This is a genomic window from Shewanella colwelliana (genome assembly GCF_001735525.1).
Taxonomy (GTDB): domain Bacteria; phylum Pseudomonadota; class Gammaproteobacteria; order Enterobacterales; family Shewanellaceae; genus Shewanella; species Shewanella colwelliana.
Genome location: NZ_MCBT01000033.1, coordinates 143,578 through 161,469 on the forward strand (window position 1 = coordinate 143,578; position 17,892 = coordinate 161,469).

14 protein-coding genes are annotated in these 17,892 nt (G+C 43.5%); 1 reads left to right on the forward strand and 13 read right to left on the reverse strand.

Translation table 11 applies throughout. The features are described from left to right. Positions 1 to 13: 13 nt before the first annotated feature. The 13 genes from rdrA to BEL05_RS11325 form a co-directional block, all read right to left on the reverse strand. Positions 14 to 2,506 (reverse strand): antiviral RADAR system adenosine triphosphatase RdrA, encoded by a 2,493-nt coding sequence (gene rdrA / locus BEL05_RS11265; protein WP_069671221.1) that lies wholly within the window; start codon positions 2,504 to 2,506, stop codon positions 14 to 16. A gap of 71 nt (positions 2,507 to 2,577) precedes the next feature. After that, a complete protein-coding gene (locus BEL05_RS11270; protein WP_245686981.1) occupies positions 2,578 to 2,976 on the reverse strand; it encodes a hypothetical protein in 399 nt (132 codons plus the stop codon). A gap of 17 nt (positions 2,977 to 2,993) precedes the next feature. Next, a complete protein-coding gene (locus tag BEL05_RS11275) occupies positions 2,994 to 4,346 on the reverse strand; it encodes a restriction endonuclease subunit S (protein WP_069671223.1) in 1,353 nt (450 codons plus the stop codon). Then, complete coding sequence (locus tag BEL05_RS11280) at positions 4,343 to 5,935, reverse strand: class I SAM-dependent DNA methyltransferase (RefSeq protein ID WP_069671224.1); 1,593 nt, start codon at positions 5,933 to 5,935, stop codon at positions 4,343 to 4,345. Before BEL05_RS11280 ends, BEL05_RS11275 begins: the two co-directional genes overlap by 4 nt. 88 nt (positions 5,936 to 6,023) lie before the next feature. Further along, a complete protein-coding gene (gene fic, locus BEL05_RS11285; protein WP_069671225.1) occupies positions 6,024 to 7,151 on the reverse strand; it encodes a protein adenylyltransferase Fic in 1,128 nt (375 codons plus the stop codon). Between the two features lie 207 nt (positions 7,152 to 7,358). Continuing rightward, on the reverse strand, positions 7,359 to 10,910 hold the full coding sequence (gene hsdR / locus BEL05_RS11290) for a type I restriction-modification system endonuclease (protein WP_069671226.1): 3,552 nt from the start codon (positions 10,908 to 10,910) through the stop codon (positions 7,359 to 7,361). Positions 10,911 to 11,124: 214 nt separating this feature from the next. Further along, positions 11,125 to 11,763, reverse strand: a complete 639-nt coding sequence (locus BEL05_RS11295) for an HGGxSTG domain-containing protein (protein ID WP_069671262.1) — start codon at positions 11,761 to 11,763, stop codon at positions 11,125 to 11,127. Positions 11,764 to 11,978: 215 nt separating this feature from the next. Beyond that, positions 11,979 to 12,968 carry a YagK/YfjJ domain-containing protein gene (locus tag BEL05_RS11300; protein ID WP_069671227.1) on the reverse strand — a complete coding sequence of 330 codons (990 nt, stop codon included), beginning with the start codon at positions 12,966 to 12,968 and terminating at the stop codon, positions 11,979 to 11,981. Positions 12,969 to 13,169: 201 nt separating this feature from the next. After that, entirely contained in the window at positions 13,170 to 13,400 is a 231-nt protein-coding gene (locus BEL05_RS11305; RefSeq protein WP_069671228.1) for a helix-turn-helix transcriptional regulator, read from the reverse strand. Between the two features lie 10 nt (positions 13,401 to 13,410). After that, positions 13,411 to 13,620: a helix-turn-helix transcriptional regulator gene (locus BEL05_RS11310; protein ID WP_069671229.1), complete on the reverse strand. Its 210-nt coding sequence runs from the start codon at positions 13,618 to 13,620 to the stop codon at positions 13,411 to 13,413. A 116-nt stretch (positions 13,621 to 13,736) separates the two neighbouring features. Continuing rightward, positions 13,737 to 14,570 (reverse strand): hypothetical protein, encoded by an 834-nt coding sequence (locus tag BEL05_RS11315; protein WP_069671230.1) that lies wholly within the window; start codon positions 14,568 to 14,570, stop codon positions 13,737 to 13,739. A 21-nt stretch (positions 14,571 to 14,591) separates the two neighbouring features. Then, on the reverse strand, positions 14,592 to 15,857 hold the full coding sequence (locus BEL05_RS11320; protein WP_069671231.1) for a tyrosine-type recombinase/integrase: 1,266 nt from the start codon (positions 15,855 to 15,857) through the stop codon (positions 14,592 to 14,594). 192 nt (positions 15,858 to 16,049) lie between these two features. Continuing rightward, a complete protein-coding gene (locus tag BEL05_RS11325) occupies positions 16,050 to 16,913 on the reverse strand; it encodes a YicC/YloC family endoribonuclease (protein WP_028763039.1) in 864 nt (287 codons plus the stop codon). A 181-nt stretch (positions 16,914 to 17,094) separates the two neighbouring features. On the opposite strand from BEL05_RS11325, the gene rph reads away from it, so the two are divergent. After that, positions 17,095 to 17,808: a ribonuclease PH gene (gene rph / locus BEL05_RS11330; protein ID WP_028763040.1), complete on the forward strand. Its 714-nt coding sequence runs from the start codon at positions 17,095 to 17,097 to the stop codon at positions 17,806 to 17,808. Positions 17,809 to 17,892 lie beyond the last annotated feature (84 nt).

Sequence of the window (17,892 nt, forward strand, 5' to 3'; positions counted from 1 at the left end):
TAAGCTACTGAATCTAAGTTAGATTGAGAACTGCGCATAACTCTTTACTGCTAGTGTGCAAGTTGTCAATAGTTAATTTTTTCTCATCCATTTCACTTAAAACTATTGATTGCACATCCTCTAGGAAGTCGGGGTCACTCGTATTTTTTAACTTTTCGATGAAAGTATATATGTCTGATACATTAAACTTTTTATACAGTTTACGTATTCTCACTAAATGTTTCTTGCCTGATGCAGCCCGAGGCTTATCGTTCTTGCTTCCGGAAGACTTATCGAATGGAGCTATAGGCTGTAAATCATTAGATTTAGTATTGTTGCAACTGAAGATAGGATGATCCCAAATGGCTGCTAATAAATGCTCTGCAATGTTGCTCTCAGGTATGTTGGGTTCAAAATTAGCTAGACTCTCTCCAGTCGTAAGATCCACAAAGGCCTTAACATTACGAGTAAAGACATGTTCCCTTTTGATAAACTCTGAATGGTCACGAATAGTTTCTACCTTCGCGCCACTCGCTACATTGGATTTAACCGTATTGTCTGAACTTAAAAAACTAGCAAAAGCGTTGATGGTAATGTATTCGAAACGGCGAACTGAATCACTAAGGTGCTCATCGGCTCTTTCTTTATGATCTACTTTCAATAGATGTAGCTGTGTAAAAACCTTATTAAAGACAGCATGTAACAGTGGAATAAGACTGTCATTACGTAGAGTCGACAATACTTGAGAATACTTCTCAGTCCAATTATCTAGTTCTTGTATGAATACAGCTAAGAACAATTCTACAGAGTTATCATCACTAGCATCTAATTCCATCTCATTATCTTCGTTTTCAGCACCACTTGTATATTTAGTCGGATTAATAGCATGAATACAATAGAAAGGAGGGGTAGACATAATCTGCTTTAGCACATCTTGATATAAAGGTTCAGTACTCGGCAGAGCCAGTAAGGATGTGCCAAGTATTTCAAAAGCGCGACTAAAAAAAACCTTATTTATTCGGTTGCCTTGCTGTCCATAGTAGTCTTTAAAAGTGTATAAATTATAGAGTCCAGTATGGTTCTTTTTCTCTTCTTTTAGCTTGTGATCAGCTAATGTCATTCTTCGAGTATGCATTTCTAAAGGGGGCATGCTTCGTAGTACTTTGCCATTCAGTGCACCTTCCAACACAAACTTATTAGTTTTAGCAGCCTCTTCTTCATCAAGATTATCAATCGCTTTAATCTGTTCCGAATGAAAATCTTTATCAGCCCAAGAAAAGTTAAGTTCTGCTTGAGCTTTAGGGTTAAATGGCAGTAGCTTGCTTAGTTGATAATCTGAAGTATCTCTTGCTTCTAGTACAGCTTGAGCTGCTAGAGCATTTGTGAATGTAGCACCATGTTTCTTCGATTGAGCCCAAGTACGAAAAGACTCCCACTCAATCCAAGTAGCCTGCTTCTGTAACTTAGATGGCGGAAGTAATCGAATTAGTTGAGTAATTTCACGAGCGTTAGCAGGCTTAGGATAGTCTCTACTTTTTTCTTCATTATTAGTTAAACCAAAGAACGTGTGGTTTAAATCACGCTCATATTCACGGAATGAAAGATCATTACTCCCTTCTAAAATATTAAGCTGTTGTATCAGACGTTCAGCAGGTAAGAGGGAAATACGAAACTGGTTTGGAAATACTTTTGTTAAGTAGGAATCTCTTAATTTTTCTGAAAGATTGATGCCCGCTTTAACCTCATCTGAATACACATCGATGTTATAAATATCAGAGCTTGTATCACGAATGAAGTGTTGTTTAACCATATGTTGATAAAGGTTCTCATCACCACTCACAATCGGGATAATAAAGGGACAACCTAACATCCGCCTGACAACGTCTAAAACTTCAAATGCTCGATTCAATGCCATATCTACATCGTCTATCGGTATTACTATGGCATCTACATTTAGGATTTGAATACATGTAGCGACAAAATCATGGAAAAAACGCTCAACTTGAATCCCTGACCGGTACTTTATTATTCGGTCGATACCAACTCTATCGTAATAGTCACTTTCTTGACCTAGCGCATCAGCAAGTTGTTTTAACTTAGTGTAAAACTGCGATTTAAGGTCCTCATTAGCTCCTCCCCATTGGTTTTCAACTTCGTTAAATAAATGAGCAACAACTACATTGGTAAAATCATCGTGATCAATTAATAAAGTTGGGTCGATAGTAGAACTAAAGTGTAATTTTAAACTGCTAGCATGTGAGTTTTTATACCAAATGCGTTGAACATTTTTAAGAAAAACAGTTTTACCAGCACCTCTTCCCCCGCTAATAAAAACTGCATCATGCGATTGGGCTGGTTCAGTTTGAGTACCTCCTTTTCTCCTTTTTGCATATTCTTTAGCCTGCAGGACTAAATTTTTTAAATTGTGGCATAAAGCTTGGGCTGCTTGAGGTTGCCACAGTTCAGAGTCTTCATAATTATCATCAAAGTCAGCATTGTTAAGGTTGAATTTTATTTCGTTATGCATAAGCTTTCCCTAGCATTGTTATTTTTATAAAAGAGAGTTTATTTACTTAAAACCACCAGCAGACTAAATATTTACTCTGATTTAACTTTCTTAGGTGTAACTTGTTTAGCGTTAGTTTTCTTAACAGGCTTCTTTTTAACAGCAAGTGCTTCGCGTTCTGCTTTAATGCGCTTAAGCAAGGCTTCGGCGCTGTTGTGCCCAGATATGAGTTCAGGATTAGCAGTGCGCCAGTCGGCAGTTAGTTCGCCTCTAAAGGCTTTAGCGAGTATTGACTGGGTGAGGTTGTTGACCCGTGTTTGCGCTGCATTGACCTGAGCTTCAACTTTATCGGCAAATGCGAACAGCTCTTCGACACGACGGACACAAAATCGTCGGGAACGATTTTGGACGACCGTAGGTTGGCCCGAAGGGCAAACTACAGGGAAGTAGTTTGCAATTTCGGTTTGTTCTGCACCACCTACTAGACTCATTCTATACATTCCACCCATCATGCTTTTGCCTTTTTAGCCCTTGTTTTCTTAACAGGCTTAAGCTTGTCCCTTTCAACTTTAATCCGCTCAAGCAGGGCTGCGGCGCTGTTTTCACCTGATATTAATTCAGGGTTAGCGGTGCGCCAATCTGCGGTGAGTTCACCTCTGAAGGCTTTAGCGAGTATCGACTGGGTGAGGTTATTGACCCGTGTTTGTGCTTTTTTAACCTGAGTCTCCACTTTATCAGCGAAGGCGAAAAGCTCTTCGGCACGGCGGACGATTTTGACTTGTTCATCGTAGGGAGGAAAGAAAACTTCTAATCCCTTTATCACTTTCTGGTTTAAATTCACCATGGTAGAACCCACTGCATCTTTATTAAAATAATTAATCGCAACGGTTGAGCGTAGAATGGAGCATAAATATTCTGGAAAAACAGATTCATCTGAACGTAGAATCATTGAACCAGTGCCACATAGCATAGGTTTACTTTCTTCGGGTACAACAGCAGCTCTGCCCATCTCACCTCTGCGGCCTAAAACAATGTCACCAGGTTCAAGCTTCCAAGAGCTTAACTCTGCAAACTTATCTTTAGTTACAGTCATATGGTTGGCAGGTGTGATTGCTCCATTATTTATATGCATTGGGTTAATTAAGGGAATCCCATCGATTACATATTCTTTTTTATGTAACGCACTACCGAAGGGGCCAGTTTTTACAGTTACACCAGCTTCACCTAGAGTTTTAAAGTTTCTCTCTTCATTATCTTCTGTCAGTTTGCCGCTGACTGCGGCGGCGAGGACGGATTGGCGGAATGATTTTAAGATGGCAGGGATGGCATCGAGGCGGGCTTTGGTGCTTTCCACCTGCGCCAGCAATTCATCCAGCTTGTCGGCAATGACCTTTTGTTCGGCTAATGGTGGTAGTGGGAACTCTAATCCCTTTAAAATCTCTAATCGAATGCCTTTAACTGTTGTACCAGTACCTAATGATTCAATCAAATTAGCAATAGAACGGTACCAATAAACAAGGTACGGTTTCTCAACGTTAAGGTTTACGAATAAAGCTTTCAGATCTTGGTTGATTGCAGAATCAAAACTGGCTGTAACAATCTTGCCTAAACTCATACGAGTGGCAACAATAGGTGTCCCTGCAGGAATCACATTGGTACTACTGTTTTCAACAGCTTCTTGCGAAATATGATCAACAGTATCGACAAGTTCATTCTTGTTCATATCTTTTACTGACATCCAAGGGATATCACCCTGAAAATACGAACTAACTGCTTTACTAGGTGTACCACCGCCCACAATGGAGTCGACTACGTCTTCAAGCTTTGAATTCACCCAGCTATCAGGAATCACTTGGCTCATCCCTTCACCTCAGTTTCTAACTCAGCACCTAGTGATTTCATCAAAGCTTCAAGATCGGCCAAGGCGCCTTTCAGCTCGGTCATGGCTTCGCCGGCCAATTCTTCCGGTGTGCCTAAGTCGGCGGCATCGACACTGTTGGCGTCTTTTAGCCATGAGATATCTAGCGAGTCACCTTTAGTGTCGCGAATAAAGTCACGACTAAATACACGCCAGCGGCTATGGGCGACTCTTTGCTGCGCTTTCTCGCTTCCGTCTATATCTTGATTAACAACTGAATCATCGACTTCCGCCTCTTCGGCATTAAAGCTCCACTCCCCTTCCACTCGTTCAGCTAACGCTACATTACATACGGCCTCGAACGGGGTTAAGTGCTGGGCACCAAATGGGGTACGTTTACCAAAGCTTGGCATGTTGGTACGTAAGTCATAAACCCAAGTATTAGTGGTGCAGTTTTCTTCTTGGTGTTTGTCGGCTTCTGAGCCCTTAGTAAAGAACAGCACGTTGGTCTTAACACCTGCGGCGTAGAAGATACCTGTCGGCAAGCGCAAAATAGTATGTAGGTTGCACTTGTTCATGAGATCCGTGCGAATACTGGTACCGACACCCGCTTCAAACAAGACGTTATCTGGCAATACCACAGCGGCGCGGCCACCAGCCTTTAGATTGCGGTAGATGTGCTGTAAAAACGCTAGCTGCTTATTGCTGGTGGGATAGGTTAAATCGTCACGAGTAATAGACGCATCGCCACCTTTGCTGGTACCAAACGGTGGGTTAGCCAGAATGATATCGGCTTTAGGTAGTGCTGCGCCCACTTGGCCGAGCGAGTTACCTAAATGCACCACGCCTTCATCGTCACCTTCCATGCCATGTAGCAGACAGTTCATTAATGCTAAACGGCGGGTAGACGGTACTAGCTCGACACCAACAAAAGCGTTGTTCTTTTGAAAGGCCACTTGTTTGGCATCTAAGTCAAAGTGGTCATCGGTTTGCGCTTTAATGTAGCTATCTGCAGCAATTAAGAATCCCGCAGTACCTGCGGCAGGGTCTTGAATGACTTCGCCTGCTTGTGGGTTAATAGCCCGCACCATTGAGTCAATTAACGCACGCGGGGTAAAGTATTGGCCTGCACCTGATTTAGTCTCGTTGGCGTTCTTTTCGAGCAAGCCTTCGTACAAGTCGCCTAGACCATCTTTTTGGGCGCTAAACCAGTCTATTGAATCTAATGACTTAATTAATTGCTTTAAATGACGTGGCTCACGCAGGCGGGTTTGCGCATCGGCGTAAATGGCTAGAATCAATGGGTCGGCATGGAGGGTGTTACCCTCACTGTCTTTACCTGTCGATAAGGTCAGTAACATGCGCTTATAGTCATCAAGCAGGTTTAAGCCGTCTTTGTCGCTTAAGTCTGTCCAGCGGCAGCCTGTTGGTAAGGTGTGCTTATTGAGTAAGCCCGCTTCACTGTTCTCGTGGACCATTTTGATAAACAACAGTAAGACTAACTCGGTTACATAGTCGGAATAGTTAATGCCATCGTCACGCAGTACGTCACAGAGGTTCCACAGTTTTTGTACAATGTCGTTGTTGTTCATTTAGATTCTCAATTGTTTAATTTCGGCTAATGATTGCTGCAGGCTAATTAGCCGCACACTTTAAATTAGTTGGTTTAATTACTTGTCGTTAATTACTGGCATCAAAATACGGGCTGAACTGATTACTGTCTTGGGTCATTAGGGAGACAAATTTAGGGTGAACAAATAGCTTCTCTTTACCCGATTGCACCTCTTCAAGCACACCGATATCACATAGCTGCTTTAAGTAAACTGAGGCGGTTTGACGTTTAGCTAAGCCACTTTCGACTAAGTTTTGAATTCGGCAATATGGCTGCTCAAAAATCACTTGTACTAGCTCATGGCTGTAGATTTTAGGTAACTGCTGACGTACATGTTCAGTGGTGTGTTCAATTAATTCACGAGCTGCTGCAATTTTGTGGGTGGTCCACTTCGCCGTTTGCTCGACAGCGTTAAGAATAAAGATTATCCACGCTTGCCAATCTTGCTTAGTGGTCACATTTAGCAGTAAGCGGTAATAATCTTGCTTGTTAGCGACAATATAACGGCTTAGGTACAGGATAGGTGCGCTAAGCAGTTGTTGGTCGATAAGGTAAAGAATATTGAGCACGCGGCCAGTACGGCCATTACCATCAATAAACGGATGTATGGCTTCAAACTGGTAATGGGCCATGGCCATTTTAATCAGTGGGTCAACATCATCTTGATTGTGTAAAAAGGCTTCCCAGTTGCTTAGTAAGTCACGAATAACGCTCTCGCCTGCTGGTGGCGTATAGATAACCTCACCAGTGGCCTGATTGGTTAAGCTGGTACCTGGTACTTTACGCACATCCATTTGCACAGATTTGATGGTGCTGCAAATTTCTAATGCGGTGGTAATACACAGTGGCCTGCTGGTTAGCTCGGTAAAGCCTTGATATAAGGCGGTGCGATAACGCAGCGCCTCTTTGGTCATAGGGTCGGCTTGGCTGTCTTCTTGAGCGTACTGAAATAGCTTGTCGGTAGTGGTGACAATATTTTCAATCTCGCTACTGCCTTGCGCTTCAAGCAGAGGCAGTAAGTTGATGAGTAAGCCCTGATTAGGCAGCAGTTCACCCGCTTGCTTTAACTCAGCAAGGGCTGCACGGGCAGGAATACAGGCTTTGAGTATGGGTAAGGTTTCAGCCAATTGCCCTAGTTCGCTGTCTAGCGGTAAGGGCGGCAAATGGTTGTATGCTTGCTCAGCTTGCCATTTCATGTTTAAAAAACCTTCATTTATCGACATAAATAGATATTACAATGAGCTTATGTCGATTCAATCGACATGTAAAGTAAACATGTTTATAAAACCTAATTTTATCGACATGTGATGCGTGTTTTGCGTAGTTATGTCGATTGCATCGACATGTATAGAAAGTGCCGATATCTATACATGTCCTTACGAACATTCTATTGATACTAACTATTAGCTAGCCTGCCAAAGAAACTCATTAAGCTCATCGAGTACGGTTTCAAGCTGGTCATCTAGCACACTGTTAAAACGCTTGGCTCCGCCTTGGTCAGCGAAGCGCTGATTCACGAAGGAGTGATCGATTACCGCTTCGTGCACCAACTGCTTAGCAAGACGCTCTAACCACTTACGTTGAATAGGGTTCCAGTCGTGCTTGCTGTAGATACGCTGCATGGCATTACTGACACGTTGCTCAAACGGCACTAACGCCTCGTTAATAGCGGCTTGCCTGATATAACCGATAATACTGGCTGCGATATCTTGGTTGGTATTCTTACGCCATGCACTTTGCAGGTGGGCTTCGTTGTAACCCGCTTCATCGAGCAGTAGTTTGACCTCTTTAAGTTGCTCACGGGTGAGATCTTTAGGACGGTTTACGACAACAGATAGCGCTGCTGATTCATTGATATTTTGTTTAATGAAGTGGTTAAAGCTATCAAGATAGTCGGCGGGCTTTTCACGGACACCGTAGGTTTGTTCACGGCCGATAAGCTTATCAGTACCTTGATAGATCACTGGCATCTTGTCGCTGCCCGCTAAGAAGCGCACTTCATCGAGTTGGTTGAGTAAGCCTTGATGTTGCTTGAAAAACTGTGCCGCTTGCTTAGGGCCGATTTGATGTAGATGCTGGTGGAGTTTATCGGGCGCTACGCCCCATACCTCCTCAAGCTGATCTAATTTAGCTTTTAGCTCAGGTTTGTGCTCTGATTTTTTAACCGCTTTGCGCATTACACGCATCACCTTTTGGCCTAACTGATTGAGTACGTCATGGGCGTGAGTGTTTTCAACGGTGTTAGTTCCAGTCTGCTCACCTGGTGTATTAAGGGCTTGCTCTAAGTGGGCGTCGTCACTTATCTCTTCCACCAGCTGCTCTAGGGTGATGTTAGGGTCTTTGGCAATCGGTTTCATGGTGTTGACCGCTTCTAGCGCACTATAGATATCGACGGGGTCGTAAACTCTAAAGACGGTTTTACCTATCTCGTCACAGCGGCGGGTCGCACGCCCCATCATCTGCTCGTACAAAATGCGAGACTTCACTCGGCGTAGGAATACCAAGTTACAGATTTTAGGCACATCAATACCCGTGGTGAGTAGGTCGACTGTAATGGCAATATTGGGGTAGCGCTCATTCTTGTACTTACGAATGAGCTGGCTTACTTTGTCGCTTTTGCCTGTGATCTTCTCGACTGCCGCTTGATTGTAATCGTCACCATACATCTTGCTAAATGCGCTATCTAATAGCCGTTTCACCATATCGGCATGCACATCTGTGGCGCAGAAGATCATGGTCTTCTCATCACCCATAGGATCTAGCTCTTTAGTTAGCTCCTGACAGATAACTTCATTGAACGATTCGGTGATCACTCTTTTATTGAAAGAGTCGACCTCAAACTTCATCTCATCTTCTAGGTCTGCTGATTCAATTTCGCCTGTTTGGGTGTTTATAGCTGATACAGTTTCACCTTTTTCAAACTTGATACCGTTTTTGCTGAGCTCAGTTTCGTAGGTGATAGGCGGTTCATGATCGATGAGCCAATCTTCGGCTACTGCTTCTCGGTAACTATAGGTATATACGGGCTTACCGAATATCTCACTAGTATGTTTTGCTGGGGTGGCGGTTAAACCAATACGCACGGCATCAAAGTAGTCGAGCACGCGGCGATAGCTGGAGAGATACTGGCTAGCGTCACGGTTAGCGAGTTCGCCTTCAGTCATTTTTTGGTCGAGTGCATAGCCCCTATGCGCCTCATCGACAATAATACAGTCGAACTCATCGAGTGCTGGTGGCGTGTCAGACATAAAGATGCGCTTCACCATAGCTTGTACTGTTGCTACTTGAATACGAGTTTCGGCTTCACTACTCATATCGCCTAGTTCGGCGATATTGTAGATAGAGGATAGTGTCTTATTCTGTTCAAGCTTTGCTTCATCGAACGAATCACAGGCTTGAGTGCCCAGCGCGGTTCTGTCTACTAAGAATAAGATTCGTTTAAAGCGCTCTGCCTTAAGAAAGCGGTACATTAAACCGATGATGGTACGGGTTTTACCTGTACCTGTCGCCATTGCCAGTAAGCATTGCGTTTTGTCCTGCTCAAGGGCTGCTTCTACCGCAACAATGGCTTTTATCTGGTATTTACGCAGGCCTAGATATTCGAAGCCTTCATGCTGTAACAGGCTTTCAGCTTCCTCTCTGCTGCGGGTTAGCTTATCGATAAGCCCGTCAGGTGTATGAAACTGCTGTAGTGGTCGTTTTGCATTACTGGCTTTACGGGTATCTCGGAACCAGGTACCAGAAAGTTCAGCTAATTGTTTATTGAATGGTCGGCCATTACAGGAGTAGACAAAAGGGATATGGTAGTGCCCTTCATCTTCATCGGCCCAAGCTACGGTTCTATCTTCAAGCTCCCATGCTCCTTTTTGAGGCGAGATGAGTTTATAGCCTTTAGCGTAGCGCTCTGCCTGAGTCACTTTACCGGCTACGTTGGTGTTTTCCTGCTTAGCTTCAACAACAGCAATAGGGGTTAAGCCGCAAAATAGGACGTAATCAGCACGCCCACCTTGGCCGTTATGCTTGGTAGGCCACTCTGCAATGGCAAGGTTTCTGCCTTTTTCTGGTCTAACCCCTTTTTGATATGTGAGCTCTTGAGTATCGGCATCCCATCCAGCATCGTTTAGTTGCTGATCGATAAGGATGCGAGTTAGCTCCTCATTGAGGGTGAAACGGCTACTGGCGGTGTTGGTGCGTTTATTTACATCTTTGCGCTGCGCTTTAATCGCCTTGAGAGTTTCTTCAGTTTGGTCGGCTAGTTGCTTTTGTAGCTGCGTTAACTTGTTATCAAACTCAGCCTGTTGTTTGGCGAGTGCTTGTTCATGGCTCTTGGCCTGTATCGCAAGCTCTCTGGCTTCTGCATCCATCTGCTGAGCAAGAACTGCGTATTCCTCTTTTTCCCGCTCAAGTAGTGATGTGAGCTGCTGATTAGACTCAAGCTGATCGTTGTTCTCTGTAAGCTGGCTTTTAAGTTGCTGAATTTGAGTCTGCAATTCACTTAACTGTTGGCTAGGGTCCTGCGGAATAATGAACTCACCCGCTTTGAACTCGACTCCTTGCTCACCAAAAGCTCTGTGGTACCAGATGGCAATATCACGGGCGACTCGAATACCTGCGAGTGCTGACTTATGCTCTGTTTTAAATTGATGTACTGCCTGATTGCCTGCTTTACGAAGGCCATGGAATAGGCTGATGATCTGCGACTCTAGGCGTAGTTCACGGTTAATACGGAACAGTAGGTCTGCTTGGCTGGTTTGGTCGTCAAATTCAATACTACAGCGCATTGCTAGGTCTTGAGCTACTGCTTCGGCAAACTGACGCAGCTTTACTAGCGTAGTGTTAGGGTCACTGGAGAAAGCCCGCTCAGCGCTTTGTGCTAGTTGCAGAAAGATGGGGTCATGCTCTTTGAGGAAATCGAAGTTACCTATTACTGTGGTAATGCTATTTGGTTGAGTCATGACTTCCTCTTTGCAACTATAACGTCCAATGTTAGATGGATAGCAATTTTCTTAATTAAAACCGTAATGTACAGCTTGAAACATGAGCAATCATCACTTTGCTTTAAGAGGCCATAAAAAACAACCAAATTTGATATTTGAATTGAAGAATGTGAGCTATTTACAGTTACTTTGTTGATTACTGCCTTGGCAGTACTCTTAAGGCTTTATTACATTACTTGATTAACTTTAATTGCTTTTTGAGTTGCCTTTGGGCTGGTGAAGGATTTACTCGACCAGTGTAATAATCTCCCTTCTTTTTCGCGGTGCGTATGAGTATTTGCATCTCTTTTTTTACTTCGGCCTTTGATCCGAATGTTCTGTTATAGAAGGGGGTGGGATAGATTGGCGTGTAGATATGAAATAGTAGGTGCTGAGCGGCGATGTCTTTGTAGTAATGGTCTAGGGCCGATTGAATGATAAGTAAGGCATCAGGACCATCATAGGTGGCTATATAGTATTTGGTTATCTCTAGCTCTACGTGATATTGGCTAACGATATCTATGACTTCATTTTCAAGTTTATTTGACTGGACTTTACTTAGATCGATTAAGTTTAAGTAAGCTGTAAGTGCATTTTTAAGGTCTGTTTCTTTGATTTTCATATAGAAGCGGTTGTCGAAGTACCAAATGATAGCGTTGAGTAATGCGTTAACTCGCACGGCTAACTTGCCTTCCTTTGTCTTTGCGCCTGTTGAGCGCCCACCGTGGAGTTTACAGCGACCATTCGCTTTATTGCCATAGCGTTGGCATGGATTACCACTTCTTGTCTTTGCACCGCATTTAGGCAGATTCTCTAGGTTAAATTTAGTCACTATAGCTCCTATATTCTTGAGCATCATTATGATCAATTTTGTGTATTAGCTTCGGTTCATGGGCTTTGTTTTGCATTCTGAACAAAGGGTTGATCTTTGATCACTCTATTTTTTCACAAGCCCCCGATGTAACTTGTTTCATGCTGTTTATGTTTACTGAATGCCTTAGTTTTTGGTGACCTATATGATCAAAATAATTGTGATCACTTTTCGGTTCATGGGGTGCTACTTGAGTGATCAATAAAATGGTGATCACTTTTCGGTTCATAGGGGGCTCTATGAGTGATCACTTTGTTTGAGGGGTCATGCCTCAACGTATGCTGGACCCGACCAATACGAACGTGTTTAATCGGTGCTGTATTGATTAGGTGGTTTAAGCTGGTGGTTCTTGAGGAGATACATTCCTTAAGTTGTTGGGCATGAGAAAGCAAGTTAAACCAGCCGTATTTAGACGAGTTATGCATTTTTGAACTAGAGCATGATTCTTTTGTTTTAACGGCTTCAAACGCGTGCTTACGTTGTTTTTTGGTATAAGTAATATTTGGATCCACTAGCATGAGGTCGGTTGCTGGGTCAAAGGTGTCTGACGGTTTGAGCTTATTATGCAAAAAGCCTTTGGTTTTACCATTAAGCTCTTTGGTATGTTGCTTAGCTAAATAGCTGGAACGATACAGAGCTGGTTTGATAGACGTTTTGTCGCCTCTGTAAACAATGCAGTAGGGGTTGTCTACTTTTGCTACTGTGCCGCCTGAGTGCATTTTCCACATCGCTTCAGTTATCGATAGCAAGCGTTCTGAATGCTTAACCTTGTGAGCGCTGAGCATGATTTCAAGATGATAGTGTTCGCGGTCTGAAGTTTCTTGTTCTCTGGCACAATGATAGAGAACCTTGCTTTGATATTCGCTGGATAAGACAGTCGTTAGTCGCTTTAAGAAGTGCATAATTGCTTGATTATCTTCTGAGTAGCTTTTGGGGTGCAGTTCGATTCTTACAACGAAAACTCGGCTGTAATGACTAAGCATTATCTCGTAGTCGGAGATAATGGTGTTGATTAAGGCTTTGCTTAAGGATTTTTGCTTAGGCTTATAAACTTGATAGGCGTGGTTCTTGTAGGCAAACAAAGTTGAGTTGTACTTTGTTATGCAGAACGGCTGTTTACGGACCTTAATTTTGTAGGCTTTATGTTTACTTTGTTTTGTCGGCATGATTAGTTTCTAGTTATTTGACATTCATTCAATATGACGGCGATATATTATTTAATATCCGCCGCAATATGTTATCGGTTCTCATCTGAACAATGCGGTGTAGCTAGGTTTTAAGGTGTTTATTCAGATAATTAATATGTATTTCCGTTTCAAAGTGTTTCACTTATGGCTATTAAAAAGCAGGCTGTTGCCTGCTTTTTTTTAGATACCTAGCCTATTTTTCAATCGTTCAGTGAACCAAGCATTTACATCTTTAAAAAGCCAATAAGAACGACCGTTATGGGTTAGTGCTGGCTTTGGGAATTTCCCGAGCTGTCCCCATCGCCATAGTGTCGTGCGGCTGATGTCGAATATTTTTAGGATTTGTCCTGTTTTAACGAGTCTCGCATCATCAATATACATATCGAGTCTGTCTTCATGTTTATTTGGCATTCCAGACTCCTTAGTTGACCGATTGACGAGAGGTTACCCAATCATTGAGCTCTGATAGCAACCAGCCGACAGCTGTGCTTTGTGGAGACAGTTTACGACGTTTAGGAAATAAGCCTTGGCGTTCAAGGTTCCATGCTGTTGATCGTGATACCGATGTGATGGCTTTGCGCTCAGCTTCTCGCACTATGCGGTTTGGTGTAGTTGTAATAGGTGTTTTCATGGTCACTCCCGTTTAAGTTTGTTCGGGAGTGATTTTGCTGAATTTTGAAAACATAAAAAGATAGCCTACTGAGCAGATGTACTGAAAAATCTCAGCATCTATCTGTTTTTGCTTGTTTAAATATTTAGTGATTTTTTTATAGCTTTGTTCTTATAGGTTGCTTTTAGCTCTTCAACGAGACGGTCTAAGCTTGGTTTTGGTGGCTTTGGCAATGACTTGTTTTTTTTAATTACTTTTATCCAGCGCTTTATTGATTCGTGTTCAGGGCAGCCGTGAGCAAACTTTTTTAACATTGGAATATTTTCATTGGTACCTATGTTTGAAAAACCACTTAATCGAGTGTGGATAGCCTCGGCTAACATATCTTTGGATGCAGATAAGAGCTCTTGGTGATTGTATACGTGGCATGCCATATCGCAGACTAGCGCTTTCATTGGGTCAATGGCCTTCGCTTTAGCTCTTCCGCCACTCTGAGGTTTAGTCACACTAGTTTTATATCCGGAGTTGGTATATCTATCTGTTAGCGCCAAAGAGTCATTGCTGCCTGCTGAGTAGCCGATTTGTATAGAGGTCTCAATTAATCGGTCTACCAGTGCAAAAATAGGCTCATTAGTTGGCTGGCTCGATAGTAATGCTGTGAGAGTGGATGCTTGTTGCATGAATATCTCTATATTATCGAGAACAAGTTCTAATTGAGAAGGGTGCTTGCTAGTGCTGCGACTAGCATATAGCGCACTTTGTCTTTCTTTTATTGTTTGTGCTCTCTTGTTTAGTAGTTTTACCAATTCGATACCTGCAGCGCTTTGTGCTCGGGTTTGCGCTAAGTCTCCTAAACCAATATCAGCTTCAGAGAGGCCTAACAATCGCAGTTGGTCGGGAACCATTTCTGGCAAGAGCATCTTGCTAATATCATTTATACGGGCTTGTTTATCTTTTTCGGGAAGACTCATCCGGCTACCTTTCATTAGTATTTATGCATTTTTCATTTGTATAAAAGGAATGACATTTTCTTGGTTGTTGATTATTGGGCTGAGTAAATGGGCTAATTTACCTAAAGCCTCTTTTCGCTCTTCCAAGTAGTCATGCTGATTGTAGATACCCTCAACTCCCCTGAGCTTGTGATTTAGGCATCGCTCAGCAATGTGAGGTGGCACCTCTAATTTAGCTAATAAGCTACGGCAAGTTCGACGTAAATCGTGAATAGTGAAATGTTCGATATTGGCTTGGCCAAGTAGGTTGTTATAGGGTTGTTTATTGCTATCGACCTTTTTGCCAAACAGCTTTGCCAGCGCGTGATTTAACGTATCACTGGAGATATAGCCTCTGCGTTTACTTGCGCGGCGCGATGGGAAAACAAACTCAGATCCACCAGCTCTAGCGTGAAGCTCTTTAAACCAGTCGATAGTTGGAGATGGTAGGGGAACAGTGATCGCTACGCCTGTTTTGCTCCGGTCTTTTGGCATGTTCCAAAGTTGTTTGTCAAAATCAAATTCATTCCATTTGGCCGCGATCAACTCCCCTTTACGGACACCTAATGAGAGTAATAAAGCAACGGCTAGGTAATTGTCTCTGGTAAATATCTGGCTGTTATCTCTTAATACTTTGAATAGACTCACTAGTTCTGGCAGCTTGAGTGCTCTGTCTCTGCTCTTTTCGATTCCACCAGCATCAATGGGTTTAAAAGCTGTGGCGGGGTTACCAACGATAAGATCAAGTTTGCACGCATGGTTAAAGAGTTGTTTGCAGCATAGCAATGTCTTATTGGCGACGGTGGGACGATTGCTATAGGCTACTTTATGAATGATCGCCCTAATATCACGTGCATTAACATCTGTGACTCTTAACTCGCCAATGGTTGGTTTGATCTCTTTGTTATACATCCGCATTGGAATTTCAGCGTGCTTCAAGCGTGAGGCAATACACTCATACCAGTCATCAAAGAGGTCATTGACAGTAATGATGGTCTCACCCTGCTGACGCTCTCGTTCTGCCAGGGCGTCGATGCCTTGTTTAGCTAAGAGCTTAACCTTTGCGGCCTCAGCTCTTGCCTCGACTAGTGGCATAGCTGGATAAACGCCTCCCTGAAGCATCATTGAGCGGCGCTTGCCGTTAATGCTGTACCTAACCTCCCAGTATGCGATGCCTTCAGTCTGCACTCTGATGTAGAGTCCATCACCTATAGCTTTACGTCCTAGCTCTTTGCTTTTTAAAAAAGCTCTTATCTGCTTATCATTCATTCGGCTACGTCCAAATTGGTGACTAAATTATTTAAAGTGGTGACTAACATTTTTAGTCACCACTTTAGTCCCACTTTTAGTTGGACAATAGCAAACAATTACGAACAAGTATAAACAATGAATATATAAAAAAGCCTGTTATAACGGACGTTATAACAGGCTTTTCGTGAGTTAAAATAATAGGGTGAAACCCTACTCTACGTTCTGGATCTGTTCGCGCATCTGTTCGATAAGCACTTTTAGTTCGACTGCTGCGGCGGTGACTTCAGCGCTGATGGATTTAGAGGCGAGGGTGTTAGATTCGCGGTTAAACTCTTGCATCATAAAGTCGAGGCGACGACCTTGAGAGCCGCCTTTTTTAAGGATACGACGCGTCTCTGCAACGTGTGCGTCGAGTCGATCCATCTCTTCGGCAACATCCATCTTTTGTGCAAGAATTACCATCTCTTGCTCCATACGGGCGGGATCAAGTTCGCCTTGAATTTCGCTCAAGCGATTGGTTATTTTGTCGCGTTGCCATTGCATAACGCTTGGCATGTGTTCACGTACGATAGTGACTTGCTCGACAATTTGATCAAGGCGAGTTTGCAGCATGGTGTTGATGGCATCACCTTCGCGACCTCGGGCTTCGATGAACTGCGCAACGGCATCATCAAAGGCGACGAGCAATTCTTTGCTGATCGCGTCCATATCTTGTTCACTACCTGACATAACGCCTGGCCAGCGCAATACATCGACGACATTAATTTCGCCTTGTCCTGCTTCTTGTTTTACCCAATTAGCCGCTTGGATAATCTGGGCTGCTAAGGCTTGGTTAAGCTGTAGGTCGCTGTCTTTGTTTTCACCTAGGTCATAACGTAGGTTGACTTCGATTTTGCCACGATTTAAACGTTTGCGTAGACGGTCTCTCAGCACAGGTTCTAGGCTGCGAAGTTGCTCTGGTAGGCGTAGGTAGGTTTCTAGATAACGCTGATTGACCGAGCGGATCTCCCAAGAGGCGGTGCCCCATTGTGCTTTGTGCTCGATACGAGCGTAGGCTGTCATGCTTTGGATCATGGGTTATTCCAATTGTTTAAATCGATTAATTGAGCTTGGATTATAGTCTGATGATGCAAAGGGTTAAAGCAAACTCTGCCGCCTTTACGCTTTGGCGCATGAATATCATGGCATCAATCGCCGCTAGCCCCTATAATATGCAGCCAAATTTGCTTTCTCTTTATCTAAACAGGAATTTCCTATGCGCCCAAGTGACAGAACGCCCGCTCAATCTCGTCCAGTAACGATTACTCGACAGTTTACCGCTCACGCAGAAGGTTCTGTTTTGGTTGAATTTGGTGAGACTAAAGTACTTTGTACTGCTAGCTTCACTGAAGGCGTACCACGCTTTCTTAAGGGGCAAGGCCAAGGTTGGGTAACAGCTGAGTACGGTATGTTGCCACGTTCAACTCATAGTCGTATGGACCGTGAAGCAGCTCGTGGTAAGCAATCGGGTCGTACACAAGAGATCCAGCGTCTTATCGGTCGAGCGCTACGTGCTGCGGTTGATATGAAAGCGTTAGGTGAAAACACTATTGTTATCGATTGTGACGTGATTCAGGCTGATGGTGGCACGCGTACTGCGGCTATCACTGGTGCGTGTGTGGCATTGGTTGACGCGCTCAACTGGGCTCGTGGTAAGGGGATCATCAAGAGCAACCCGCTTAAGTTCCTTATCGCTGCGGTTAGCGTGGGTATCTATAAAGGCGAGCCGATTTGTGATCTTGAGTATATTGAAGACAGCGCCGCTGAAACTGATATGAACGTGGTTATGACAGAAACGGGCAAGATCATTGAGATTCAAGGCACCGCAGAAGGTGAGCCGTTCAGCCATGAAGAGCTGCTTAGTTTACTGGAGTTGGCCAAGCACGGTATTCGTGAAATCGTCGATGTGCAGAAGGCCGCATTGAGCTAATTTGTTTTATTGTTATGTAAGGGCCCTACGGGGTCCTTTTTGTACCTTAATATCCAAACTATAAGTACTACCCCTACATTTTTA